Origin of the sequence: Algoriphagus sp. AGSA1 (genome assembly GCF_021390545.1) — a bacterium.
In the GTDB taxonomy this organism is placed as follows: domain Bacteria; phylum Bacteroidota; class Bacteroidia; order Cytophagales; family Cyclobacteriaceae; genus Algoriphagus.
The window spans coordinates 167,469-193,862 of the sequence record NZ_JAJUWR010000001.1; the positions used below are offsets into that span (position 1 = coordinate 167,469).

The 26,394-nt window shown below is 43.8% G+C and carries 18 protein-coding genes; 7 read left to right on the top strand and 11 right to left on the bottom strand.

The window, feature by feature from the left end; genetic code table 11:
- The first annotated feature begins 5 nt into the window (after positions 1 to 5).
- From LZF95_RS00620 to LZF95_RS00650, 7 genes are all read left to right on the top strand, one after another.
- Positions 6 to 1,559, top strand: a complete 1,554-nt coding sequence (locus tag LZF95_RS00620; RefSeq protein WP_233752979.1) for a RagB/SusD family nutrient uptake outer membrane protein — start codon at positions 6 to 8, stop codon at positions 1,557 to 1,559.
- A 73-nt stretch (positions 1,560 to 1,632) separates the two neighbouring features.
- A complete protein-coding gene (locus LZF95_RS00625) occupies positions 1,633 to 3,489 on the top strand; it encodes an alkaline phosphatase (protein ID WP_233752980.1) in 1,857 nt (618 codons plus the stop codon).
- A gap of 652 nt (positions 3,490 to 4,141) precedes the next feature.
- Positions 4,142 to 4,843 carry a class I SAM-dependent methyltransferase gene (locus LZF95_RS00630; RefSeq protein WP_233752988.1) on the top strand — a complete coding sequence of 234 codons (702 nt, stop codon included), beginning with the start codon at positions 4,142 to 4,144 and terminating at the stop codon, positions 4,841 to 4,843.
- 103 nt (positions 4,844 to 4,946) lie between these two features.
- Positions 4,947 to 5,153 carry a RagB/SusD family nutrient uptake outer membrane protein gene (locus LZF95_RS00635; protein ID WP_233753001.1) on the top strand — a complete coding sequence of 69 codons (207 nt, stop codon included), beginning with the start codon at positions 4,947 to 4,949 and terminating at the stop codon, positions 5,151 to 5,153.
- Positions 5,154 to 5,291: 138 nt separating this feature from the next.
- Positions 5,292 to 6,953 (top strand): glycoside hydrolase family protein, encoded by a 1,662-nt coding sequence (locus LZF95_RS00640; RefSeq protein WP_233753002.1) that lies wholly within the window; start codon positions 5,292 to 5,294, stop codon positions 6,951 to 6,953.
- Between the two features lie 316 nt (positions 6,954 to 7,269).
- A complete protein-coding gene (locus tag LZF95_RS00645) occupies positions 7,270 to 9,681 on the top strand; it encodes an ABC transporter permease (protein WP_233753003.1) in 2,412 nt (803 codons plus the stop codon).
- A 144-nt stretch (positions 9,682 to 9,825) separates the two neighbouring features.
- Positions 9,826 to 10,107 carry a hypothetical protein gene (locus tag LZF95_RS00650; protein ID WP_233753005.1) on the top strand — a complete coding sequence of 94 codons (282 nt, stop codon included), beginning with the start codon at positions 9,826 to 9,828 and terminating at the stop codon, positions 10,105 to 10,107.
- A 467-nt stretch (positions 10,108 to 10,574) separates the two neighbouring features.
- On the opposite strand, the gene LZF95_RS00655 is transcribed toward LZF95_RS00650, so the two are convergent.
- The 11 genes from LZF95_RS00655 to LZF95_RS00705 all read right to left on the bottom strand — a co-directional run bounded on the left by LZF95_RS00655 (position 10,575) and on the right by LZF95_RS00705 (position 26,261).
- On the bottom strand, positions 10,575 to 11,297 hold the full coding sequence (locus LZF95_RS00655; RefSeq protein WP_233753013.1) for a DUF4197 domain-containing protein: 723 nt from the start codon (positions 11,295 to 11,297) through the stop codon (positions 10,575 to 10,577).
- 279 nt (positions 11,298 to 11,576) lie between these two features.
- Positions 11,577 to 12,134, bottom strand: a complete 558-nt coding sequence (gene purN / locus LZF95_RS00660) for a phosphoribosylglycinamide formyltransferase (protein ID WP_233753016.1) — start codon at positions 12,132 to 12,134, stop codon at positions 11,577 to 11,579.
- Positions 12,135 to 12,237: 103 nt separating this feature from the next.
- Positions 12,238 to 13,434, bottom strand: coding sequence for an ATP-binding protein (locus LZF95_RS00665; protein WP_233753023.1), 1,197 nt, complete (start codon positions 13,432 to 13,434; stop codon positions 12,238 to 12,240).
- 268 nt (positions 13,435 to 13,702) lie between these two features.
- Complete coding sequence (locus tag LZF95_RS00670) at positions 13,703 to 14,944, bottom strand: glutamate-5-semialdehyde dehydrogenase (protein WP_233753025.1); 1,242 nt, start codon at positions 14,942 to 14,944, stop codon at positions 13,703 to 13,705.
- On the bottom strand, positions 14,937 to 16,019 hold the full coding sequence (proB, locus tag LZF95_RS00675) for a glutamate 5-kinase (RefSeq protein ID WP_233753031.1): 1,083 nt from the start codon (positions 16,017 to 16,019) through the stop codon (positions 14,937 to 14,939). Before proB ends, LZF95_RS00670 begins: the two co-directional genes overlap by 8 nt.
- Before the next feature lie 151 nt (positions 16,020 to 16,170).
- On the bottom strand, positions 16,171 to 16,581 hold the full coding sequence (locus LZF95_RS00680; RefSeq protein ID WP_233753033.1) for a GNAT family N-acetyltransferase: 411 nt from the start codon (positions 16,579 to 16,581) through the stop codon (positions 16,171 to 16,173).
- Positions 16,582 to 16,705: 124 nt separating this feature from the next.
- Entirely contained in the window at positions 16,706 to 17,569 is an 864-nt protein-coding gene (locus tag LZF95_RS00685; RefSeq protein ID WP_306422245.1) for a geranylgeranylglycerol-phosphate geranylgeranyltransferase, read from the bottom strand.
- Between the two features lie 383 nt (positions 17,570 to 17,952).
- On the bottom strand, positions 17,953 to 19,536 hold the full coding sequence (locus LZF95_RS00690) for a glucoamylase family protein (protein ID WP_233753040.1): 1,584 nt from the start codon (positions 19,534 to 19,536) through the stop codon (positions 17,953 to 17,955).
- Positions 19,537 to 19,606: 70 nt separating this feature from the next.
- Complete coding sequence (locus LZF95_RS00695) at positions 19,607 to 21,091, bottom strand: RagB/SusD family nutrient uptake outer membrane protein (RefSeq protein WP_233753047.1); 1,485 nt, start codon at positions 21,089 to 21,091, stop codon at positions 19,607 to 19,609.
- Positions 21,092 to 21,104: 13 nt separating this feature from the next.
- Positions 21,105 to 24,116: a TonB-dependent receptor gene (locus LZF95_RS00700; protein ID WP_233753049.1), complete on the bottom strand. Its 3,012-nt coding sequence runs from the start codon at positions 24,114 to 24,116 to the stop codon at positions 21,105 to 21,107.
- Between the two features lie 264 nt (positions 24,117 to 24,380).
- On the bottom strand, positions 24,381 to 26,261 hold the full coding sequence (locus LZF95_RS00705) for a 7TM diverse intracellular signaling domain-containing protein (RefSeq protein WP_233753051.1): 1,881 nt from the start codon (positions 26,259 to 26,261) through the stop codon (positions 24,381 to 24,383).
- Positions 26,262 to 26,394 lie beyond the last annotated feature (133 nt).

The window sequence follows — 26,394 nt, forward strand, 5'->3', positions numbered from 1 at the left end:
CTATCATGCAACTAAGAACATATACATTGATTTTGACCCTTCTGATGTTGGGTTCATGTAGTGATGATTTCACTGATCTCACACCTTTGGGAAATGTAACTACGGGTAATTTCTGGCAAACTGAAGAAGATGCCATTACCGCTGCGAACGGACTCTACCAGCACTGGGATGATGATGACTTGTTTGGAAGGGGGATTATGTATCTCATCGCAGCCTGTGATGATTTTCACCAAGGAAGAAATGACGCTGCTGCTGCGGCAATCAGGAACTTCCAGGCAACAGGACAGGAAGGAAGAATAGCCAATATTTATCCTAAAATGTACACAGTCATCCAGCGAGCCAATACAATTCTACGGTATGTGCCTGAGATGAACATCGATGCCTCACTGAAAAACAGGGTGCTGGGAGAAGCATACTTCGCCAGGGCACATGCCTATTTTTGGCTGGCTCCAAGATTCGGTGACCACAGGGCGGGGATTCCTATCGTAACGGTGGAAAATATGGATGAAACCACCTTTACCAGACCATCCCACGTGGTTGAAAACTATAGCTTGATGGAGCAGGATCTTAAGCAAGCAGCAGAGTTGTTGCCTTACTTAACTGACTACGGATCATCTGATCTCGGAAGGGCACACAAAGATGCCGCACACGCTTATCTGGCCAAAACGTATTTGCTTTGGGCACAGTATGACGATAGCAAATGGGCGAGTGTAGTCACCTACGCTGATTTGGTTATCAGTTCGCCTACAGGAAGATCTCTGATCAATACGGGGAATCCTTCAGAGGATTTTGCCTCGGTTTTCTATGTGGAAAACAACTTCTCCTCGGAGTATATATTCTCCACCGTATCAAGCAATGAACGGGGCCAGATCCTTCCCGGGGTAATGCTTGAAAACACAGGATGGGGACTCTACAATGGTTGGGGCACATTTTCCCCTACACTGGAATTGTATAATGCTTTTGAAGAAGGAGACCCACGGAAGAAGGCCACACTCTTGGAGTTTGGGGATACATTCGAGTTTCTGGGCAACTCCAGAAGATACTATTCAGGCAACTCATGGACGGGTATACAGGTAAACAAATACATGCAGCCCTACAGGACTCCAGAATCAGTGCATTTAAATCCCAATGGTAATTATCCTACCACTAATCTGAATATTCCTCTGATCCGGTTTGCTGAAGTCCTTTTGCTGAAATCTGAAGCACTGATCATGATGGGACAGAATGGTGACGCGCCGCTCAACCTGGTAAGACAGCGAGCAGGATTGGCTCCGATATCAGGTGCTACCCTTGCGGATCTTAAGCAGGAAAGAAGAGTGGAGCTTGCCGCTGAATATGCTGACAGGCACCTGGATCTGGTAAGATGGGGAGATGCCCAGGCCGCTTATTCCAAGCAGGCTACAGGAAGGAACCATTCGGAAAAAACCAATCCCGATTCAGGATTTGAAGTCTATGAGACCTGGCCTGCCAGAAACTTCAATCCAACTATCCATCATGTGTGGCCGATTCCTCCGAATACCATTGCTATTTCCGGAATCTCACAAAACGAAGGCTGGTAAGTTCCATCCGAAGTAACACTTAATTAAAATGACCGGGGAGGGCCCTCCCCGGTCAATCTTCATCTACTCACCTATGCATTCGAATGCCTTATCCTGGAAGTATTGGCTTCTGCTCATCTTATCCGGTTTAGTTTCAGTAGTTGCCTGCGGGCAACAGTCAAAAATCCACAGCCACAACGATTATCTCCGAAAGGCTCCATTTTGGGAGGCTTATGCCAATGGTTGTGCCTCCATTGAAGTGGATGTGATACTGGTCTCAGGAAGCCTCTTTGTGGCGCATGAGCAGGAAAGCATCCAGGAGACCAGAACTCTTGAAAGTCTTTATCTCCAACCGATCCATCAAGGACTGCGGTCAGGCTTGATTGCCAATCCTTTGTCATTTTTCCTGACTGTAGATATCAAATCTGAGCCTTATGAGACACTGGAACAATTGATGCGGAGTGTTAGACCTTATGAGGAGATGATGTATAGTGCTGATCATGGCCGTGGATTAAAACTGGTTGTTTCAGGCAACAGACCTCTTCTGCAGGAGTATGCTGATTTTCCTGAATACATCTTTTTTGACCATCAGGATGTAGAGGATCTGGAGACAATTTCTCTCGACAAAGTCGCAATGGTCAGCCTGCCCTTTGACCGCTATTCCCAATGGGGAGGTAAAGGAAGAATGGTGGCCGAAGAAATTGCCGCTGTCATCCAGACTGTTGAAAAAGTACATCAGGCAGGAAAGCCGATTCGTTTTTGGGCTAGTCCGGATTCCAAATCCGCCTGGAAAGCACTCCATGATATTGGAGTGGATTATATCAATTCGGATAAGCCTTTTGAAGTAAGCAGGTACCTGGCTAATCTGGGACAACGATATGTCGGAAGTTCCATCAAAAGTGAGCTTGTGGAACTGGATTTCGGAAATGATGAAGTACAGCGGCAGGTGGATAATGTGATCCTAATGATAGGGGACGGGAACGGCTTGGCTCAACTGTCCGCAGGAATGTATGCCAACGGGAATGCGCTGAACATCACCAACCTCAAGAATGTGGGATTGGCAAAAACCCAGTCCGCTGATGATTTTACCACGGATTCAGCTGCCGGTGGGACGGCATTGGCTACAGGAAACAAGACAAACAACAGGGGAGTAGGAATAGATAGTAATGGGCGCAATATAGAAAGCTTGGCCCATATCTTATCGAAAAGGGGCTTTGGGACGGGGATAATCAGTTCTGACCATATCACAGGCGCTACTCCTGCCACATTTTACGCACATCAAAAAGACAGGGATTTGATCGGCCCGATAACCGAGGATTTATATGGTAGCAGCTTGAATTTGTTTATAGGAGCAGGGAAGAATGATTTTCTGAGATATCAAAACCATGCCTTGGACAGCCTTGAGGCTAGTGGATTTAGTCTTATGGGAAGTCTGGACCAAGTGGCGGCTTCTACAGACGGAAAAGTAGGATATTTTGCTTCAAATCACGGTCTGCCAAATATTGAGAAAGGGAGAGCAGGATTTTTAAAAAACAGCACAGAGGCTGCAATAAGTTATTTGGAGAATAAGGGAACACCTTTTTTTCTACTGGTGGAAAATGGCCATATCGATGTAGGTGGGCATGTCAATGATGCCAGAATGATTGTGGAGGAGGTAATTGATTTTGATCAGGCAGTGGGAGCCGCTTTAAAATTTGCCAGTAATAACCCCAACACACTTGTGATCATCACAGCCGATCATGAGACAGGTGGAGTCACGATCCCACAGGGCAATGTGGCACATGAGATGGTTGAGTTGGAGTTTTCAACAGAGGATCATACCGGGATTATGGTTCCTGTCTTTGCTTTTGGTCCCCACTCCGGTGATTTTTCCGGAGTATATGAAAATACAGCGGTGTTTGATAAAATCATGACTGTTCTTTTAAAGTATCATGCCAATACTAAAGAATGATAACTTATAAGTAGTGAGGAATTAAAAAAGGAAGTCCTTTTTATCGAAATTGAATCTTTTCTGCACCTACGACAGGACTGTAAATAAATATCGTCCGTGCCCATGGCACTTTCCCAGATCAAATAATCATAACTATTCCAGCCGTTGAAACGACTGGCAATAACTCGAACCGTCCTTACAGGACTTTGACAGAACAATCGATCCTTTCAATTTATCAGGATCTCGATTAAGAAACACTAGAGAACCCTTGGAGGGGGTGGGACATGAGTTACATCAAAGGGACTGGGAAGCTATGATAAATGCCGTTTTCCGAGCATACGTCAGCTGCTGAATAGGTTGATGACGTAGATTTGGTAGTTTATGTAAGGAGTATCGTAATTTATCCTTGTTTGATAAGTATGCGGCTTATTGATGGTGTTCGAACTGGAAAATGTGATTTAGCTTCAGAAAGCTATTTGAAAACAACATAAAATACGCGATTTTTAGAACGGCATGAATCGGAAACAACATGCGCTTGCCGCCGTGTGCCGAATAAGCGAAGCAGGAGCCATTTAGCCACTTTGGGCTTCGCTAGTCAAGCTGGAGTGGATAATGCAAACCTTTACAGTATCGTTTATAGCAGCAGTTTTTATACACTACTAAATCTTAGTAAATGGAAAGGATCGATAGTTGGAAATACAATGAATTCAAGCAGGTAGGCAAGGATTATTCCAGCGAAGAAGAAGTAAACGTATATGAATCAAGTCATGCCGATTTCCGGGATATTAAGCAGGAAAGTGTCGAATTGATAGAAAAACTGAAGCTCAAAGCAAACGATGTCTTGGCTGATTTTGGGTCAGGAACAGGGATTTTTGCCATGGAGGCAGCTAAAGTCTGCAAAAAGGTTTTTGCAGTGGATATCTCAAATAAAATGTTGGCATACTCTAAAAACAAAGCCATCCAAAATTCCATAACCAACATTGAATTCTGTAATTCTGGATTCTTGAATTTTAAAATTGACGACGAGAGCTTAAACTTCGCCACATCTACTTTCTCTTTCCACCATTTGCCGGACTATTGGAAAGGAATCGCACTGGAGAGATTAAATAAAATGCTGGCTTATGGGGGCTGCTTATACATCAAGGACGTTGTCATTGAAAAGAAAAATTCCACAAGAAACATCCAGGGGTTTATTGACAGGCAAGAATTCCTGGGTGGTGATTTTTTAAAAGAGGATGCGGAAGTTCATTTTAGGGAAGAATTCTCTACTTATGACTGGATATTAGATGGATTACTGGAGCGCTCAGGTTTCAAAATATTGGGCAAAGAGCTTTATGACGGGGTTATTGCAGAGTATTTATGCGTAAAGGAATAAACTGAATAGGTCTCGGTAGGGGAATTGATGAGTGGAAAAATACAAACAGCATACCCCTTCCACCTCCTGTGTTTTTTCCTATTTTCAGATGGTAGTTCATATCATGCCTAATACCGAAGGCAGGATAAGTCCATTTGAAGGGCTCCGGTACTACGACTTGAAACGGTGGAAAATCGCAGGTGAAGTCCTCAACAATGTGGAAGACGGTGTCATTCCTTATAATTTTGAAGATAGATTTTATGAATGGCCATTGCCTCAGTCTGAAATAGACAAGAGTAATGGCGTCTTGATCCAAAATGAAAACTATTGATTTTATACCTTTGGTTTCAAGGAATAACCTCATCCGATAAACCACTTCAATCGGAACAGCTGCGGGATAGGGAATCACTGTCCTACAGCTGTTCCTTACTTTATTCAATACTGGAATTACTTACAATTGCTATAACTAATGCTTCATCATAAAATAAAAACAAGCTACGCCGGCCTATTCCTTATTGCTTGCTTTTTCTGGTCAGGGACTATACTTGGTCAGGTGGAAGAAAGACAACGGCCTGAGGAATGGGAAAACCTAGTTAAGGGAGGAAAGTTTATAGACCTATTCCAACCAATTCCTCCTATTGGTCAACTTACATCCAATACTTGGGGAAAAGCAGATGTAGTTCCTAGGTACATCGATAATGGAATTGAGGACAATGAATGGTCTTATTGGGGCGGGAATATCCTGAAAGGGGAGGACGGTAAATTTCATATGTATGTATGCAGGTGGAGAGAGGATTCTCCAAAAGGGCATCACGAGTGGCCAAACTCTATTGTGGTGCATGCCGAATCAGATTCGCCAATGGGGCCTTTTAGGGTGGTAGATGAAATAGGAAAAGGGCACAATCCTGAAATTTATAAAACTGACGCCGGCGATTATGTTCTCTATGTGATTGATGGCAGGTATTCATCCCGAAGCCTATATGGCCCATGGGAATACAGCAAATATGAATTTGATCAACGGGATAGGCCTATAATTGAAGGGTTGTCAAACCTGACTTTTGCCAAGAGAGAAGACGGTTCCTACCTAATGGTGTGTAGGGGAGGAGGAGTCTGGTTTAGTAAAGATGGCCTAAGCGCTTTTTATCAAGTTACGGACAAAAGAGTTTACCCGCCGGTTGACGGCAGATTTGAGGATCCTGTTGTCTGGAGAGACAATATCCAATATCATCTGATAGTGAATGATTGGTTGGGCAGAATCGCCTTTTATTTAAGATCAAAGGACGGCGTGCATTGGAAAACTGATCCAGGGGAGGCCTACATGCCAGGCATCACCATTTATGAAGATGGGACAGCCGAGGATTGGTTTAAATATGAACGGATTAAGATATTTCAGGATGGTCTGGGAAGAGCGACCCAGGCAAATTTTGCGGTTATAGACACACTGAAAAACGAAGACAAGCCAAATGATTCACACAGTTCCAAAAACATCGGTATCCCGCTAGCAGTTGGGCTTCAATTAGAATTGCTCAATAAGAAGCCAATCACGCGCCAGTCCAACAGCATGAAGCTATTGGTGAAAGCGGAAAGAGGATTTAATCCACTGGAAGAATTGGATCTGAATAGTCTTCATTTTGGGACAAGTGAAGAAGTTGATTTTGGAAAAGGTGCTAAAGTAAAAGCATTTAAGGCTAAAGGAGATGATCTTCTAATCACATTCGAGGGCTTGGGAAATGGGTTTAAGGAAGATGATTTTGTGGGAAAACTGATTGGAAAGAATAAGGATGGCCAACTGGTTTTTGGCTACTCAAGATTGCCCTGGGTGGATTATAATCCCGCTATACTATCTACAAGAAAACCTGTGGTCAATCAAAGCACGGTCACTGTTCCGCTTGAGAACTTTGGCCAGGTAAAATCAAAATCCTCTACAATAAAAGTGTGGAGAGAAAATGACGGAGAATTTGAGTTGCTTGCCACAGGTAAGACCAAAAGCTTAAAGCCATTTGAATTAGTAAACAGTAAACTGGATAATCTGACATCTCTCTCAAAAGGGGAAACGATTGATCTCAGAATTTCAGTCACTTCCAAAAATGCGCAGGAAGAGATTTTTGAGATATCCACCGTTGTTGAGTGAGGGAGTCTCAAATTTTATAAAATTATATATATCCGTTTTTTTACCAGTAAATCAATACAGGCGTCACAGGATTCGGAAAACACCAGTGTAGAGCTGGTGTTATTCAGCATGCCCTATAGTACCTGACCCACTAGTAACTTTGCCCACCAGCGGACAAAATTGTTCGGTGGATTTCCTGCAATGCGTTGCCTTTATTGCCAAATAGGCCAATTCGAAGGGTTGCAAATGGCATGGAAGTAGAAGAAAGCAAGAATCAAGAGCCAAGAATCAAGAACCAGGAAGGACAATGAAACCTTCCCGTCTTTCAACAATAGCCATGTGGAAAAATTACTTTAAGCTTTCGATTAGAAATTTACTCCGTAGCAAGACCTCTTCCTTCATCCATATTGCCGGGCTGAGCATTGGGTTGGTTTCCACCTTGATGATCCTGTTCTATGTTGATTTTGAGCGCAGTTATGAAGATATGCACTCCAATGCTGACCGTATCTTTCGCATCACGCTGGATATTTACAATGGAAATGAATTTGTTCTCAATGATGCCCAGACCTACCAGTTGCTGGGACAAGAGCTAACGGAGCAAATGCCAGAAGTAGAAGATTATGTGCGGATGTTTCCAATGGAACCTATAGAGTTTAAAGCTCCTTCCACAGATGTAAAGAGCTATGAGTCCAAAGTTTATCTGGTAGATGAGTCTATACTGGATATTTTCTCATTTGATTTTGTCAATGATCGGGCTATCTCCAAGTTTTCGGAGCCTTTTAAGGTGATTATTTCCGAGACATTGGCCAATAAGTATTTTGGAAAATCTGATGCGGTGGGGGAGATGCTCCAATTTCCTTATAATCCCACTCCGCTGGAAGTAGTGGCGGTGATGCAGGATCTGCCTCAGAATACCCATATGAAATATGATTTGCTGATGTCCCATGTGACACTTCCTATTTTCGAAGAATGGTATGCCGGTAATCTTTGGAATGCTAACAATGAGTTCACCTTTCTTTTGATGAATGAAGGGGTGGATCTGGCTGACTTTAACGAGAAACTGGTGAAATATTCTAAGGACAATGTGCAAATGGAAAATGAGATTGTTCTTGCTGAACCCATCAAGGATATTCATTTGTACTCCAATAAGACCTATGAGCCGGAGGTAAACGGCAGTGCCCAGACCGTTAATTTCATGTTTCTGATAGGGATACTGGTGATGGCTTTGGCTTGGATCAATTACATCAACTTGTCCACGGCCAAGGCAATGGACCGGGCAAAAGAAGTAGGGGTGCGAAAGACGATTGGTTCGAGCAAAATGCAATTGATCATGCAATTTTACAGTGAGGCTTTTTTGATCAACTTGATTTCAGCGGCAGTTTCAGTTATTCTATTCTTATCACTTTTACCCTATTTCAAAAATTTCAGTGGCGTAGATCTTTCGGTACATCATTTCGGTGAACTCAAACTCCTGCTTTTGGTGATGGGATTGGTACTTTTCGGGACCTTGTTCTCCGGATTTTATCCGGCTATCATGCTTTCCGGGTTCAAGCCAATGCTTGTCTTAAAGGGCAAGTTCAGTAATACAGGTAAGGGAGTTGTCCTTAGAAAGAGCTTGGTTTATGTGCAGTTCATCGCATCAGTGGTTTTACTCTGCGTATCATTTGCAGTATTTAAGCAAATGAAATTTCTCAATTCCCAGGATCTGGGTGTAGCAATAGACAATACTTTAGTCATTCGTACTCCGCAAAACGTGGGATCCGATTCCTTGCATACTAACCTGATCCAAAAATTTGAAAACCTGGTTGAACAAAAAAATTGGGTGAGAGCTGTGACCCAAGCCAGTTCCGTACCTGGATCTGAAACAAAGGATATGAATTCTACCGGTAGCGTTAGTAAACTGGGAGAAGATGAGAAGGAGGGAGGTTATACCTATTACCATTATGGTGTAAAGGAAAATTACCCGGAAGTCATGGGACTGGAATTTCTGGCGGGAAGTCCCTTAGAGCCTGAGACTCCTTCCGAAAAAGTGTTGATCAGTGAAACGGCCATGCACCAGCTGGGTTTTAATTCACCTGAAGGGGCAGTGGGTCAGAAAATTTCCTTTTACAGATCTGATAAACCTGCTGAAATTCATGGGGTATTTAAGAATTTCCACCAGCGATCACCCAAGGAAGCTTACATGCCATTGATGCTATGGAAAGATAATACTACACGCAATTTTATTATCAAACTGAATACGCAGGATTCTCAAATGGCTGTTGCAGGTCTGGAGGATCTTTGGAAGCAGGTATATCCGGGGTTCAGCTACGATTATTACTTTCTGAATGATATGTATAATGCCCAATATCATCAGGAACAGCAATTTGGAAAAACGGTTTTGCTATTTACGTTCTTGTCTATTGTGATTGCGGGGTTGGGATTGTATGGTTTGTCGGCGTTTATGGTGCAGATGCGTACCAAAGAGATAGGAGTCAGGACGGTATTGGGAGCTTCGAAACCCTCTTTGATGTGGATTCTATCGAAAGGCTTTCTTGGAATAGTCGGGTTGTCTGGCCTGATAGCTATTCCCATTTCCTACTACCTGATACAATCCTGGTTAGGAAATTATGCCAACCGGTTTGATGTGGGCTTGGACTTGTTTGCTATTCCCTCGGTCTTTATTCTGTTGGTGGCAATGCTTACCGTAGGGAGTCAGACACTGAAGTCTGCCTATGCCAATCCTGTGGATAGTCTGAAAAGTGAGTAGTTAGTAAAAAGTATCTAGTAGCCAGTAGCAAGAATAAAGGTGATAATACAACCTTTAGATCCCAATAACTATGAGGGACTCTTAGGGAGACACTATAAAACCAGAATAAATGTAGCAATAGTACACACCTAAACACACAAACCCATGAGTCACATCGCCATTCCTATCCCGAACCTGCCAGGAAAACAAAACATTGATATCCAAGTGATCATTAACAATGAGGTAAAGTCGCTGCATTATAAAGTAGAGTTATTCTACTGGGATGAATGCCAAAATCCCACTGCCCATCGGGCGGATTGTATCTCCGAGATGCTGACCAAGCATGATCCCAACTGGACCGTGTATTATATCGGAGCCCCCACGGATAAATTTGTCCCCATCACATTTGTGGATAGAGAAAGCAAGAAGTGGATGCAGGTAAGGTGATTAAGTAGCACGCATTAGTAAGCTAGTAGCAAGAGCCAAGAATCAAGAGTCTAGAACCAAGAACAAAGATAAGTTCGCAGTCCACAGATGCCGTTCGTGTGACACGAACGATGGCGTAATAGCAAGAGCCTAGAGCCAAGAATCAAGATGCTGGATTTTCAAGGCAGCTAGAAAGGTAGTGGAGGGGATAATTGAATTGTGTGCTGTAAATGAGATAGGAGTCGGAATAATAAATATCGAATAGTGAAGGCTGAAACCTAGAACCAGCCTCACTATTCAAGTCTCATGACTTAAGCCTATCCAAAACAGTCTCCCGACTGTCGCTGAAAAACCTCATCAAAGTTAACTTCTTGCTTGAGAATCAACTCTAATCCGTGGCCTCTGCGAAATCCTCCGTGACCACCGTGGTTAAATTGTAAACCCGCATGGTTAAAGTTCTATACTTGGCCTTAAAGTCCTCCGGTAGCTTACTTATCCGCTTGTTTGGCATAGCCAAATACCTTTTGGAGCAAAGGCGAAGACCGGGAAGAGATGTCTTCGCGGATTTTCAATTCCTCCTTGGCTATTTCTACAAAGAGCCCGTCAATGGCTTTTCTCGTCACATAAGCGGTGAGGTCGGTATCCACTTTTTTCACAAAGGGCACCTTGTTATAGCGGGTCATCACATCCTCCCAGTACTTGGTGGCATCGGTTTTTTTCAGACTACCATCTATGATGGGTGAGAATTTCTCCGTGAGCGCAGGAGAAGTGGTGGTGTTGAAGTAGTTTGTGGCAGCATTGTCCTCTCCCAAAAGGATATTTTTCACATCGGCAATGCTCATTTGTTTGATCGCATCCGTAAAAATAGGTTTGGCTTCCAGAGCTGCATCTTCGGCGGCACGGTTGAGACCGGTGATCGCCTGATCTACCAAATTGTCCAAGCCCATCGAGCGTAGGGTTTTTTCCACGTTTCTGGCTTCTTCGGGGAAAAGGATCTTCACATCCAGATTTCCCAAGTATCCATCCTTTGCACCTAGACGATCTGCGCTGATTCCCGTTGCTTTTTCCAGCGCTTCTTTCAGACCGGAGTTGATCTCAGCGTTGCTGGGAAGTTTGATCGTCTGACCAAAGGAAGCCGTGGCGGTGGTGAAAGAAACCAAAGAGGCTAAGAATAAAACAAAATAGGAGGTAATTGGAGATTTATGAATCATGGGATAGTGTTTAAGTGGATAGTATGGTGTGGTTTCCGCAGATAGACGCAGAAAAGGTAGCGGATGTTCGAAGGTTTAGATAATTGCGCATTTCCGTAAACCTTCCTTTATCTGAAAGTGTATAATAAGAATTCCCGCAGATTCCCACAGAAAAGGCCGCTGATTTCCGCTGATCTAAATGGACACCACCTCTCATTTGGTCTTTGTTTAATTTAAAAGGTCTAGTTCAAAACAGTCCTGCAAGATTAAGGATTTTTATAGAAAGCACTGTACTAATTCTTACAACAAGCTTTCAATCACCGCCGGAAAATGTTTGTGCTCCAAGATATGAACTTTTTCGGCTATGGAATCAGGTGTGTCTGAGTCGGTAACTGGGGTGGAAGCCTGGAAAATTATTTTTCCTTCGTCGTAGTTTTCATTGACCAGGTGGATAGTGATCCCAGTCTCGGTGTCACCTGCGGCTTTTACCGCTTCGTGTACAAAACTTCCATACATCCCTTTTCCTCCGTATTTCGGTAAAAGAGCTGGGTGTATATTCACCATCCTATCGGGGAAAGCTCTGGTCAAATCGACTGGTATTTTCAGTAAGAACCCTGCCAGAATCACCCAATCGATATTTTCAGATTGGAGTTTCTCCAGTAAAATACCGGCATCCATCTCCTTGCGGGAGAAAATAAATGTGGGAACGTCGAATTTTTTTGCCCGCTCCAGTACAAAAGCTTCCGCCTTGTTGGAGGCAACCAGCGCAATTTCTGCTTTTTCAGAATTCTGGAAATGGGCCATGATTTTTTCGGCATTGCTACCGCTTCCGGAGGCAAGGATTGCGAGGCGTTTCAAGGTGTTTGATTGGTTTGGTCTAGCACGAAATTAATGGAATTCTCCCATCGGGCTGGTCAACCTTTGAGGTTTTTTACCTCCAAGGTTTTTTTATGATCAAATTTCAATACAGAAACCCGAATAGCCATAATGGGATTTTTTTGTCAAAACCTATCTCCAGTTCATCCAGTGCCAAAAAACTATTCTCAACTCCTTTGATTTGTTCTCCGTCTTTTGATTTTCCGCCAATTTCTACTGTCCAAGTTTGATCAATCAGAAAGTCTCCTTTTGTGCTTAGTTCAAGCTTATGGCCGGTATTTGATAATTGATTGGCAAAAAACGTTTCTCTAATTGTTCCGGAATTAGGTTGCGATTGAAGGGCAAAAGCAAAATTTGTGTTTTCGAAATAAATTTTATCAGGCTTTTGCAAATAGTTGATTCCCCGATTTTGTTTGTTAATCATCCGGATGAGCTTAGCGTCTTGCAAATGAGCTAGAAATGAATAGACGGTCGTTCTGCCCAAACCTAACTTTTCTGCAATTTTTGAAATATTTGGTTCGAAAGGCACTGAAACCGAGATTACACCGAGTAGTTTTTTGATTTTGGCAATATTGGATGGGGAATATTCTTTTGCGAAAGCTAGATCGCTTTCAAGTACGGTATTGATGATTTGGAAAACCCGGCTGCTGACACTTTCAGGTGTAACTTGATTCACTATTGGGAAATATCCATAGTTGAGATAGTTCTTGAAATTTGGAATAGCATGGAATTTAGAAAGTAAAGTGGACGCTATTTCCAGATGGTTTGTGATCAATTCCTCTAATGGAAAACTCGGTAAATCTAACTTTTGTGTTAGTCTCAGATATTCTCTAAAAGAAAGCCCCTCTAGGTTTTGGGTGATTAATCTTCTACTCAAATCTGATTCCCCTCTATACAGATCCAAAGCTGAAGAACTGGTGAAAATTACTTTTAGATTTGGAAATCCATCGTAGATAAGCTTAAGTTCTCTGGACCAGTTTTTATATTTATGTACTTCGTCAATTAATAGAAGTTGGCCTGAAACGGAATAAAATTGTGAAGCTAGCTCAAAGAGCGAATTTTGATAAAAATAGGGGTGATCCGCCGTTACATACAGTTTTTGGGTTGGATTGAGCGGGGAAGAAATTAAATATTGAAGCAGTAACGTTGTTTTTCCAACGCCTCGAATTCCCTTTATTCCAAGTAATTTTTCATCGCCTTTTATTTCAGAAAATAGATATCTCTTCCAATCTAAGGAGATTTGGGAAATGAGATTTTGTTGGAATATATAAAGCTCCTCCATTGCATTGTCTTGAGTTCAATACAAATATATGGTAAAAATGTCTTAGGTTCAAGACAAATATTGGGTGGAAATGTCTTGAGTTTAAGACAATTTAATAGTAACCCTTCGATTCCACTCGGTGTGTCTGAATAACCTTTGAGGTACATTTCTAACGCTAAAGATCATTTTTTGCCTATTTTTCAATCTTCAAATCTTCAAATGTCGAATATCCGATGATGAATTTCGAATGTCGAAGTTTTGACAACTGATCAATTGGAAACTGACTACTTTAATCCCTCACTTGTCCATTTCCCCTTATAATCCACTTATAGCTGCAAAGCTCTTTCAAAGCCATTGGGCCACGGGCATGGAGTTTTTGGGTACTGATACCGATTTCGGCTCCCAGTCCGAATTGAGCACCGTCGGTAAATGCAGTGGAGGCATTGGCGTAAACAGCCGAGGCATCTACTTCGAGTAGAAAACGATCAATTACTTCTTTGTTTTCGGCGACAATGGCCTCAGAGTGTTTGGAGGAATATGTTGCTATATGATCCAGCGCCTCGTCCAAATTCGCAACGGTCTTGATGGCTAATTTCAGTCCAAGGAATTCTGTTCCAAAATGTGATTCGTCAGCTGGTGAGATCAGTTCATTACTGTCCAAAGCAGCAAAGGATTTTTCGTCCGCAAAAATCTGAACCTTGCTTTCCAGCATCGGCGCAATTATGTCGTTCAAAACAGGTAGATGAACTTCATGGATCACCAGGCAATCCAAGGAGTTACACACGCTTGGTCGGCGGGTTTTGGAATTGAAAGCAATCTCTGTTGCTTTCTCCAAATCAGCTGATTCATCCACATAGGTATGGACTATTCCGGCACCTGTTTCTATGACAGGCACTTTTGCATTTTCCCTTACGAAATTGATAAGCCCCTGTGAACCCCGAGGTATAATCACATCCACAAAACCCACAGCTTCCAAAAGTGCTTTGGTAGCAGCCCGGTCTGCTGGTAGCAGTTGGAAAGCATCGGTTGGTAGCTCATTAACAGCCAATACTTGATGGATCAAGCTCATGATGGCGCGATTGGAATGATCTGCATTTGATCCTCCTTTCAGAACTAGGCCATTTCCCGACTTCAGCGCTAGTGTAAACACATCAAACGTCACATTTGGCCGAGCTTCGTAAATGACTCCTATTACTCCTAGAGGAACGGTCGTTTTCTCCAGAGAGAGTCCGTTTTCCAGCGTTTTGCTCTCCAAGACGTGATGCAATGGACTTGGTAGGGCGCTTACTTGGATTATTTCACCGGCGATATTCTGGATTCGCTCTTCGGTAAGCAAAAGCCTGTCATACATAGGGTCATTGCTATCCATGCGATCCAGATCCTTTTGGTTTTCTTCCAGTAGCAAGTACATGTTCTCCACCGCCGAAATTGCCAGGTTATGTAACACCTGGTTGACTTTCTCATTGCTGAGCCCGGTCAATTTTCTTGCTCCTTTTTTTACTCCTTCAAATATATGTTGGTACTCAGTCATAATCGAAAATATAGAGGTAATCGTAATGGATTAATGCTTTTTGGTTCTTTTGGCCAACTCTTTCGCTGGCTATGTTGGAGGAATACTCTGCGCGGCCAAGCCCGATTTTATGCCCGGATTCATCGCGGATAAGCAAGATATCTCCCTTGGAAAACTCACCTTCCAGTTTAATGATTCCAATCGGCAATAAACTTCGGATTACTTCGGAGGTAAGGGAGATTTTTGCACCTTCATTGATTGTAACTTCTCCTACGTAATAATGTTCTCCATGTGCCAGCCATTTCTTTGCGCCATGCTTGGCTTTCTGCGGCTCAAACCAGGTGCAACGCAAGGTTTTGTTTGCAAATTCACCCAAAACATTGTCCCGCTTGCCGTTGGCAATCACCACTTGGATGCCCAGATCTGCAGATTTTTTGGCCATGGCATACTTGGTAAGCATTCCGCCCCGTCCAAAAGATGATTTGGAAGCGGATATGTAATTGGATACTTCGGGCATGCTGGAAGCCACCTTTTCTATAAGTTCGGAAGTGTGCTCAGAAGGATTTCCCGTGAAGATTCCGTCCACATTGGTCAGCAGTACCATCGTATCCGCATTGATCATAGCAGCCGTAAGACTTGCAAGTTCATCGTTGTCGGTGAACATCAACTCTGTGATGGTAACGGTGTCATTTTCATTGATAATGGGTAAAATACCCTGTGAAAGCAATGCCTGTACGCAGTTTTTCATGTTCAGGAAATGCTTTCTGTCGCGGAAATCCTCCTTTGTTACCAAGATCTGGGCAACTGGCTGATTATGCTTTTCAAAGAAGTTTTGGTATTGATTGATCAGGCGGATTTGACCCGTAGAAGCCCATATTTGTTTTTTGAAGACGGGATTGAGTTTCTCGGGAAGCGGAATAGCCTGCCTCCCAAAAGCGACTGCCCCGGAACTCACCAGCACGATTTTCTTTCCACGGGAAGTCAGCTCCTGGATTTGGGCCACGAGTTTTTCCATTCGTTCCAGATCAGGAAGGCCGTTTTCCTGAGTCAGTACATTCGACCCGATTTTGATTACAAGTAATTTGCTGTCTAGCATTTTTGAAAAATTTGCCTGAAAATAGGGAAGATTTGGGACTTATGACCTTGAATTTAAGATTTACGGGTCTGTTCCGCGATTTATCAGGAACATGAGTGCTTTACCTTTTATGATTTCGGTTCATAAGCTCTCTTGATTTATTACCTAAAGTTTAGCCATGCTCATCCCCTTTATAAATCCACATGGGTTCTGTATCTCCTGCTTTTGTAAAACCGGCTTTTTGGTAGAAATTGATTGCTTTTCCGTCGGCTGTTAACATCTGCATATGGAAATGCCCATACTTTTCCTGCATTTTACTTATAATCATCTTTCCGATCCCCTTTCCTTGAAAATCCGGGTGAACAAGTAAATGAGGGTAGTAAACGACGAGAAAACCGTCTGAAATAGCATTGCCAATTCCGACAAGTCTGTCCTTGTCCCATGCTGAGAATAGGGAATGGGAATTCATTAGTCCTTTATAGAGCTCACTTGGTTTGTCTGCAGAGCTCCAGTTATTGGCACGATATAATTCTAAAATGGCTTCAATCTTTATATTTCTCCTATCGGATATAATTATTTCCATATCGTTTTAATTAGTTACAAGAGATTGTATATAGCTGTATGTAGTTTAACTTAAAAATAGGATGAGGCTCTGGACAATTATTGAAATTCGTGGATGGTTAATTCGGGTAATTCACAACCCCAGCTTACAATAACCCCATGCTCAGCGTCCCCACGAGCATCAAGACCTTGGCAATGGCACTTAATTGCGTAAAGTGATCCTTGCGGTCAGCGATGTAGATTCTGTACATAAAATACATGAAGAACACTCCGAGTCCACCGAAGTAGATGAAAATAACCGTTAGATCTAACTTGAATGTCACCACCAATATTGCGCAGACAAACACAGCTGCAATCAGAAAAATCACAGCTTTTGTTTTTCGGAATCCAATCACGATGGGCAAGGTGCGGCAGCCATGCTTTCGGTCTCCCTGTCTGTCTTCTATATCCTTGATGATCTCCCGGATAAGATTGAGGAAGAAGGCGAAAATGGCATAGGTGAGTACCAATAATTCTGACTTTTGGTAATGGAAGGCAATCAGATAAATGGATACTCCTGTCAGTAGGGCCACAGTGAAATTCCCGATAAACGGTTCCCTTTTCAGCTGGTTGCTGTAAAACCAAAGCAAAAACGCAGCGGCAAAATTGATTAGGCCAACGGTGGGACTGACGAGAAGACCCAATCCAATCGCCGTGAAATTCAGCAAGGTGTGAAGCAAGAGCACTACTCTGCGCTTGATCCCCTTTCCGACTACCACATTCCCAGGCCGGTTTACATAATCGATTTTGACGTCGTAATAATCATTGATCATGTAGCCGGCCGCAGTGATCAGCAGGGTTGAAAAGATGATCACATAGAGCTTGTAATCTTGGAGTATAGGCAAACCTGAACGGGTGGTTTCTACTAAAAAGTATGCTGTCATCAACTGTGCAAATGCTACCATCAGCAGATTGATTGGTCGGCTGATCCGAAAAAGGCCGCGGATGGAAATGGTTCTTTCGACAGTCATGGTATTCATATATCAAAAATAGATTCAATTCCGTTCACATCTAGGGAAATAACTTGGTATGTGGAAATTATAGTTTTGCCTAACCGCAGTGGGTGCGGAGATTTATGCGGAGGACGCAGGTCCATTTGTTTTAGATTGCCTGAAACAATGCGCAAGTGGCATAGATGATTATTGTCAACTGTCTATCGACGGACATATGGGGATTAAGTTTGGTTTTAGTGCAGAAAAGTTCTGTGGGGGAAATGTAGATAGTAAAAAGTAGATGTGAGAGCTGTCGATATGGATACTAAAGAATCCTTATAGTTCAGTCTATAAAAAGCGAATTTGATCGGAGATCCATAGAATATGCTCTCCGATCAAATTTGACATTAAAAAAGCGCTTATTATTTAAGGCTCGGGCTTTCAAAGCCCAATTTTTTCAATCCTTCCTGTACTTCCGGAGCTCCCATAAATAGTTTCCACCCCAGCCCGGTTCGGTAATTTTCTATCATGGCCACCATAGGCCCCTGGTCTATGGCCAAGTAGCGCTCAGGATAATAGTCATGCTCAGGACTCATGGCATCATAGAATCCATATCTTCCAAGTACTTTTTTGCCATAGTTATAGTAGAGGTTTTTGATCACTTTCATTGATTCTTCTGGCGTATAAGGAATGGAAGAAATTGCTGCCGTAGGGGAGATCACTCCGGTATCATTTCTAGGGAAATGGGCATTGTATCCATTGATAGAGTAGGAGGCAGTAAGCCCCCACAGATCTTCACCATAGCCTGCAAATCCCCCTGGGTTTTCCACGGCATGGGCTCTGTTGATCAGGGTGTGATTGGTGTTTAGTTGCTGGTAATCAGCATATTGATCTGCAAGTCCCATAGGGTTCAATCCAAGATATGAATAATGAGCCCAAAAAAGCGGACCGCCCTTTTCTTCGGCACCGTTGTGCTTTAAGATCAAGTCGTAGCCGAAGGCTTCATTGTCAGATTTGATGGCGCCACTTCTTGCCCATCCTTTATGATATGCGTCCGGGGTTATGCGATGTGTGGGAGAGGAGGCCGCCAGGATATAAGTGATCAGACATTCATTGTAGCCTTCCAAAGGGAAATTCATGTCCCAGGCATATTCAGGCGACCAGTGCCAATACAAAACATCCTGACCATCTTGTGTGTACCAGTTCCACTCCATTTCTTTCCAGAGTTGATCGATGCGGTCAGCGACAGCTTTTTGGCGCTCATCACCGTCTTTGAAGTACTCCCGGACCGCGATCAGACCCTGCATCAAAAAAGCGGATTCCACAAGGTCCCCTCCATTGTCTTTTTGACCAAATGGCTGGACTTTTCCTGTCTCTCCATTGATCCAGTGGGGCCATACGCCCTTAAAACGGTCAGCATTCTCCAAAAAGCCCACTATTTTTTCAAATCGTGCCACACCTTCCTCCTTGGTGATCCAACCTCTTTCCATTCCGGCTATCAATCCGAAAATACCCATACCAGATCCCCCTGTGGTGACAACATGGGCATCGTTTTGAGGATACTCACCGTCAATGTGAATCCGCTCCGGCCCCATTCCAGAATTAGGCTCGGCTCCATCCCAGAAATACCGGAAGGTATAGAATTCCACCATATCCAAAAGCTCCTCATCTGTCATTTTATGGGTTTTGGCAGCAGCTCTGCCGACTATGGTAGAATCCTCCCCGGAATATGCCCTAACTTCATAATCCAAGGCTAGCTCCATGCCCAGATCATTAACAAAATCCAAGTAAATGGTGTCTTTTACGACGGCCCGTCTGGTATAGTGATCCTGATCCATGCTCACCCAGACTCCATAGGAATCTGCCTCTGGTGATTTTTCCCAGGCCAGTTCTACATGGATGTCGTAAGGAGTAGCCTTTATGGTTTCAGCCCGCTGTTCTGATTTTTTGCAAGCAAAAGAAAGTATAGAAAGAGCTATAAGTGAACGTAAGAAAAGGGGCTTCATAGTTTCTGAATAGGATGAAAATGAGAAAAAGAGACTCCCGCCCCAGCAAGGAAAGCAGGAGTCAGGGAGATTAATACCCCGGGTTTTGGGTGATTGAGCCTCCGCTAATGTCTATTTCGGACTGTGGCACGGGATAGACTTCGTGCTTGCCGGGAGTCCAGGTGATTCCCAGCTCCGCAAATACTTCCTGTGCTCTTCCCTGCCTTACCAGATCAAAATACCTGTGTTGCTCCATGGCCAGCTCCACTCTTCGCTCATGATAGATGGCGTCCCGTAGGGCGGACTGATCAGTCATGGTCAAGTCAGGCAAAATATCCTCATTTCCCTGTCTGGCCCGCTCACGGACCATATTTACATATTCTAGTGCCTGAGAAGAATTCCCGAGTTCATTCGCTGCTTCCGCTGCGATCAATAGGAGATCTGCGTATCTGAACAAGCGGATGTTTGCCCCGCTGTTTCCAAATCCGGATGGTGGTCTTTCGGGTAACCATGCTTTTTTGCTGAATCTTGCATTTCCGGCCATATTTTGATCAGCGCTCACCACTTCGCCAGAGGGCAAAGTGTCACCATCGTTGATAATAGTAGCTTCCAGTCTTGGATCATTTTCCTCATATGCAGCCATTAGATCATCGGATGGCCCATTAAACCCCCATCCGTTATTAGGATTGCCACGGATTCCTTGTACCTCATTGAACTGGGAACCTCCTCCTCCGGCTTCCAGTGCCACTGTGGATACTTCGAAGATACTCTCAGAAGAATGTTCACCTTCTCTTCTGAAAATCGCCTCGTAATCAGGATAAAGGGAGTATTCTCCACTTGCTATGACTTCCTGGGCCACGTCAAATGCTTGTTGAAACTCGTTTTGGAAGAGATGCGCTTTTGCCAAAAAAGATTTGGCCGCTCCTGCCGTGGCTCTTCCGAGCTCCGAAGCCGGATATTCGGACTTTTCAGGCAAGTTGGCCGCCGCAAACTCAAAATCTTCTTCGATGAACTGGTAAATCTGCTCTTTAGACACTCGTGATTGGGTATATTCATCCGGGTTCAACGGACGTTCTATCAGCGGAAGGTCTCCATAAGTCCGTACGAGGAAGAAGTAGAAATAGGCTCTTAGAAACCTGGCTTCACCGATGAGTCTGGTTTTCAAGTCCTCATCCATGTCGATTTCCGGTACATTGGTTATTACCTGATTGGCACGGAATATTCCCTGAAAGTATCCTGACCAGATACCATTGACTGCAGTATTGTTGGCATCAAAGGTGAAGTCATTGATGTCCTGAAGAAATCCTGCATCACCGGGAACAGAGCCCTTGTCTGCATCATCTGAAGCTATGTCCGTAATTCCTATGTAGGAAAACACATGGACATTGAAACTTCTGAGATGTGCGTAAATAGCATTCACAGCCTGAGTGGCCTGCAGTTCATCCTTAAAGAAATTCTCTGAAGTCAGTTCGCCCAAAGGGGCTTTGTCCAAATAGTCCTCACAGGAGGTTAGACCCAAACCGCAGAGAATGCCGAGTCCAACTACTATTGATTTATAGTTTAGTTTATTTTTCATGGTTTGATTGGGTTTAGAAGCTGGCAGATATTCCTAAGTTAAATGTCCTTGCTAGCGGATATAAACCGCTGTCATATCCGGTTCCGATCACAGATCCCCCGCCGATCTCAGGGGTATATCCTGAATATTTGGTCAAGGTGAATACGTTCGTCCCTGATAGGTAAATCCTGAAGTTTTGGACTTTGATTTTGCTAAGTGCCACATCGGAGAAGGAGTAGCCCACCTGGATATTTCTCAGGCGAATAAATGACCCATCTTCTATGAATCTGTCTGAGACTTCGTAGTTGTGTCCACCGTTGGTGATTCTAGGTTCAGAGTCGCTGGTACCTTCCCCGGTCCATCTATCCAAGTAGCTTGTTTCAAAATTGTAGGTATTGAAACGGGTTTGTTTTTTTGCATTGTAGATCTCGTTGCCGTACGTACCGTTGAAATCCGCCCGTAGATCAAAGCCTTTGTAATCAAACCCCAGGTTGAAACCGAAGATGAGGTCAGGGATAGGACTTCCCAGGATTACCCGGTCATTGTTGTCCACGACGCCATCGTTATTAGTATCCTGATAGATCAGGTCACCAGCTACCTCCGGCCCCCGCTTGGGGATGGATGAAAGATCCGCTTCGTTTTGAAATACGCCTACTGTTTTGTATCCATAATAATGGCCGATGGACTGTCCCACTATTGTTCTGGATCCTAGAAAACCGCTTATTCCCACTGCGCCTCCGAAGATAGCTTCATTACCATCACCTAAGTTCAACACCTCATTGTTGACCGTAGAAGCAACGATGCCTAAGTTATAGGCAAACTCTCCTTTCTGGTCCCTCCAGTTCAATGTCAGGTCAATACCGGAGTTTTTAACGCTTGCCGCATTTATGACAGGATTGTTGGCTGAGCCCACGTAGGCAGGAATGGGCACAGAAACCAAAATATCATTGGTTTTGCGGGTATAATAGTCCAACTCCCCCGTTAGTTTCTCATCAAAAAAACCAAACTCAAATCCTATATTGGAAGTGACTGTTTCTTCCCATTTGATAAACGGGTTGGCCAACCTTGTCAATGTAGCGCCGTAGATCAATTCTTCATTGACTCCAAATACGGCATTCTGATTGCCGGTAACCACCGGTCTGCCCTCGTAAAAGGCAATTTTATCATTTCCGATTTTACCCCAGCTACCGCGGAGCTTCAGGTTGGACAGGAAGGACTGATCCTGCAGAAACGCCTCCTCAATGATGTTATAACCCAGTGCCACCGATGGGAAATTGCCAAATCGGTTTTCCCTTCCGAACCTGCTGGAGCCGTCCCTTCTGAAAGTACCGGTGAAAAGGAATTTGTTTTTGTAGGTGTAATTTGCCCGAAAAAGGTAGGAAAGCATAGCCCAGTCTCCCGCGGAATTGTTGTTTGTCTGAGTGGTCAGTTCACCTGCATTGAGGTACCAAAGTGAGGGGTCTTCGCCAGGCAGGTTTCTTCTCCCGCCTCCTAGGGTCTCTGTATAGAAATCCTGAGTAGTCACACCTCCCAACAGGTTCAATCTGTGATCTTCCCATTCCTTATTGTAGTTGATTGTGTTTTCCCATAGGATATTTCGGTTTCTCACATTTTCCACATTCACGGAATTCTCCGGGTTCTGCTGGGTAGGGGAGACAAAATATACAGGTGTAAAGCTTTTGGAATCCTGAAAAGCGAGATCCAAGCCTACATTACTACGGAAAGTGAAATCCTTCAGGAACTTCACATCCATAAAGAAGTTCCCTACTCCGCGGTAGTTGTTGGTCTGATTGTTTGAGTTGTACTCGAATTGTGCCGCAGGATTGCCTACCGGCGTGGTATTGGTATAGCTCCCGTCAGGTTGGGTAGGGGCAAAAATCGGATAAGCCCTATAGGCGTTTCCTACCACGCCTGGTTCATTCTGCTGATTGAAATAGATGAAGGAAAGATTGTGGCCGAAAGTCACCGCATCACTCATCTTATATTGGTTGTTCAGGCGTATCGTCAGCCGTTCAAATTCGGATTCTTTAACCACTCCTTGTTGATTGAAGTAATTTGCGCTCAGGTTAAAATTTGTTTTTGCCGAACCTCCCGTAGCGCCCAAACTCACATTATTGATAGGGGCGTTTCTGAAGATGTAATCTTGCCAATCTGTCCCTTCTCCATATTCATTGACGTTGTAGATGGGGTCGTTACCCACATTTTGCTCCAGCTCATTGGCCAGTTGGGCAAATTGCCGGGCATTGACCAAGTCTATTTTATTGGCGACTTGCTGCACCCCGGTATAGGCATCCACGCTGATTCTGGTATCTGTGTCAAATGATCCTTGCTTAGTGGTGACGATGATGACTCCATTTGCACCTCTGGAGCCATAAATTGCGGTAGCTGAAGCGTCTTTCAAAACCTCCATGGATTGCACATCATTTGGATTCAGGAAATCAATATCATCCAACAGCATCCCATCCACCACAAAAAGCGGGGAGGAGTTATTCAACGTACCGACCCCCCGGATACGCACTGTCGACCCTGCACCGGGTGCCCCGGAGTTTTGGGTGATCTGCACACCACTGACCCTACCTTGTAGTGATTGGGTCACATCTGACACGGGAAGTCTGCTGATATCCTCGGATTTTACGCTGGATATGGCACCTGTGAGATCGCTTTTCCGCTGAATACCATATCCCACGACCACAAACTCATCCAGATCACCAAGATCCTCCTCCAATGAAATATCTATCGTAGATCTTCCGTTGATCGGTATTTCCTGAGTGGTAAACCCTACAAAAGTAAAAACAAGTACGGCATCGTTCGGAGCCTCCAATGCGTACTTCCCGTCCAGGTCTGTCACTGTTCCATTGGTGGTTCCTTTGATGACCACATTTACTCCAGGCAGAGGCTGCCCCATATCATCAAGAACGGTACCGGTGATCGGCACGTTTTGTCCAAACGAATCATGGACGATAACTATAGAGAATAGGAGAAAGGTAAGTAGAAAATACCTGCGGAAGCGCAGGGCAAATTCCTTCTCGTGTAGTAATTTTTTCATTTGGCTAATCGGGTTTGGTTTTATGTTTTCGTTCAAAGAATGCGATACTCCGCAAACAGTAAATGAAGCTATAAACCCGGTGCCAGCAGGAAAAAAATTAATAGGGAAATCAATTGGAAAAAGATGTTAAAATCCATCGTTTTTAGACGGGAATTCCTGCTTTGTTTTCAATGAAAAACTGCCTATTTGAGTTGGAATGGATATTTATCTAAATCCAATCACGCTTCGTTATCAGGATTCCAGATTCTTGGTTTTTCTCCGAAATCAGTTCAATTCATGTGATCTTTCCAGAACTATATCTTCCCATTCTGGCTGATGGATTCCTTTCATCTCTAACTGCAGTTTTACCTTTACCCTAAAGCTGCTGATGGCGTTTACCCGCAAGTCCAGCAGTTTTGAAAGTTCCTCTAGGGTGAGTTTGTCATGCTCGGAGATCACAGTATAGGCTAGGTAAAACGCTTTCTCTATTGGAAGACGGATACCATGAAATACTGTCCCGGCAGTAGCGGATTCTATGTGACCACAGCGCGAGCAGCGACGGTGAAAAATCTTGGAACTTTTAGAGAATTTTCCATGATTGCAGGTCTTGCAGCTGAAGCCATTTTCCCACTTTACCTGCTCCAAGTATCTTAGACAAGAGCTAGAATCGGGAAAAATCTTTGTAAAATCGGCATAGCTCATCCTTTTGTTGGTAATTCTAGCCTGCAGGTTTTCCCTTATCTGGGATTTCAGCTTCCAGATATCCTTGTCCAATAGCGCGTTGATACGCTTGATCTCCTCGTCTTTTTCCAGAATCTGCTGATTGAATTCCAGCAGCAATTGATTCTTGTGGGCCAATTCCTGCGTACGCTCATTGACACGCTGTTCCAACTCTCTATTTACTTTTTCCTTGAGTTTGGCATTGGTTTCAGCCTGGCGCAAAGACCGGAGCATCGCACGGTCCCGGTTGTCTTTTAGGATTTTCACCCGGTCCCCGAGAGCTAAGGTGAGCAGAAGCATCTCCACCAAAAATGCAATATGCAAGCTGTAATATAAAACTGTGCTATGTGGGATAATAGCGGTATGTACCATGGCTTTCAGCCCAACCCCCACAAACAAAACCCCATAAGCGATCACAAAAAGCCGGGCCACGCTATAGCCTTTCACCCAAACATAGATACTTGAAAATAAAATAAGGAAGAAGGGTACGATATCGTAAATCTGGATTTCCAAAAGAACGGGAAAGAATGTCAGTCCCAAAGTGAAAAGAACAGTCTTGGCAATAAGAAGGATATGGAAGCAGCGGTGCATGCTGGGGAATCTTCTCTGCAGGTTGAGGAAGTGAGTGGAGAAAAGCAACGCAAAAACTATGATCAGAAAACTGAAAAGCCCGGAAGCAGGCTGGTTCCATTCTGGGCGGCTCGGCCATAGGTACTGAAAGGCAATGCCGTCCACGCATGCCGCAAAGGTGCCCACACTCAGCAGATAGAAGACATAATATAAATACTTCACCTCCTTGATGGCCAGATAAATCAAGCCATTGTAAAGGGAGATAATCAGAATCATCCCATAGAAAATCCCATATAAAAAATACTCGTTCAGAGCATAATAAATGAAACGGTTGTAAGAGCGGAAAGCAATGCGGATATCCGCTTTCTGGGAGGATCTGATTTTGAAATAATAAGTGTCAGTCCCCTCCGACTGGTTTTCTACAGGAATATGGAAGTTTTTATGGGAAAAAACCCTGTCGTTGAACGGAGCTTTATCCCCCAGCAGTATTTCTTTAAATCCATTTCCTACTGGGATATAGGCCGTGATTTCATCAATAGTCTGATCATAAAACTCCAATAGCCAATTTTTCTTGCTGCCAGGGGTTTTCTGGATGGCAACTTTCACCCAGTAGGTCTTATTAGTTGAAAACTGATGCTTGTTGAAGTCGGGATTGATCTTCAGTCTTGCCGCCATCTTCGGGGATAGAATATCCTCCAATTCCATTTCATTGCTTTCATCCTCGTAGAATGTCAGCCTGTCGATGGCATAGATCCGCTCGTCCAACTGGTCATTGATCTGGAAGGTATAGTTGCCGGATTGCCCATAAACGTGAGCCGCAACATAAGGCAGCATGAACAGGGCAATGGAAAGGATCCTAAGACAAAGCTTGGTCATGAAGCAATGGGTTTAAAGGGACATTGAATTCAAAAAGGAAGCCTGAATTCTTCTCTTTACATAAAAGTGGACCGAAAGCGGCAGTGTATAACCATAGCATTGCCCACCAAATAGATATTTGGCTTGTTGTCCT

Bases quoted from the DNA above. Each gene is read 5' to 3' on its own strand.
- LZF95_RS00695 (WP_233753047.1), bottom strand. From the start codon at position 21,091: ATGAAAAATAAACTAAACTATAAATCAATAGTAGTTGGACTCGGCATT.
- LZF95_RS00655 (WP_233753013.1), bottom strand. From the start codon at position 11,297: ATGATTCATAAATCTCCAATTACCTCCTATTTTGTTTTATTCTTAGCC.
- LZF95_RS00690 (WP_233753040.1), bottom strand. From the start codon at position 19,536: ATGAAGCCCCTTTTCTTACGTTCACTTATAGCTCTTTCTATACTTTCT.
- LZF95_RS00650 (WP_233753005.1), top strand. From the start codon at position 9,826: ATGAGTCACATCGCCATTCCTATCCCGAACCTGCCAGGAAAACAAAAC.
- LZF95_RS00625 (WP_233752980.1), top strand. From the start codon at position 1,633: ATGCATTCGAATGCCTTATCCTGGAAGTATTGGCTTCTGCTCATCTTA.
- LZF95_RS00670 (WP_233753025.1), bottom strand. From the start codon at position 14,944: ATGACTGAGTACCAACATATATTTGAAGGAGTAAAAAAAGGAGCAAGA.
- LZF95_RS00700 (WP_233753049.1), bottom strand. From the start codon at position 24,116: ATGAAAAAATTACTACACGAGAAGGAATTTGCCCTGCGCTTCCGCAGG.
- LZF95_RS00620 (WP_233752979.1), top strand. From the start codon at position 6: ATGCAACTAAGAACATATACATTGATTTTGACCCTTCTGATGTTGGGT.
- LZF95_RS00645 (WP_233753003.1), top strand. From the start codon at position 7,270: ATGTGGAAAAATTACTTTAAGCTTTCGATTAGAAATTTACTCCGTAGC.
- proB (WP_233753031.1), bottom strand. From the start codon at position 16,019: ATGCTAGACAGCAAATTACTTGTAATCAAAATCGGGTCGAATGTACTG.
- LZF95_RS00665 (WP_233753023.1), bottom strand. From the start codon at position 13,434: ATGGAGGAGCTTTATATATTCCAACAAAATCTCATTTCCCAAATCTCC.
- LZF95_RS00630 (WP_233752988.1), top strand. From the start codon at position 4,142: ATGGAAAGGATCGATAGTTGGAAATACAATGAATTCAAGCAGGTAGGC.
- LZF95_RS00705 (WP_233753051.1), bottom strand. From the start codon at position 26,261: ATGACCAAGCTTTGTCTTAGGATCCTTTCCATTGCCCTGTTCATGCTG.
- LZF95_RS00680 (WP_233753033.1), bottom strand. From the start codon at position 16,581: ATGGAAATAATTATATCCGATAGGAGAAATATAAAGATTGAAGCCATT.
- LZF95_RS00635 (WP_233753001.1), top strand. From the start codon at position 4,947: ATGCCTAATACCGAAGGCAGGATAAGTCCATTTGAAGGGCTCCGGTAC.
- LZF95_RS00685 (WP_306422245.1), bottom strand. From the start codon at position 17,569: ATGACTGTCGAAAGAACCATTTCCATCCGCGGCCTTTTTCGGATCAGC.
- LZF95_RS00640 (WP_233753002.1), top strand. From the start codon at position 5,292: ATGCTTCATCATAAAATAAAAACAAGCTACGCCGGCCTATTCCTTATT.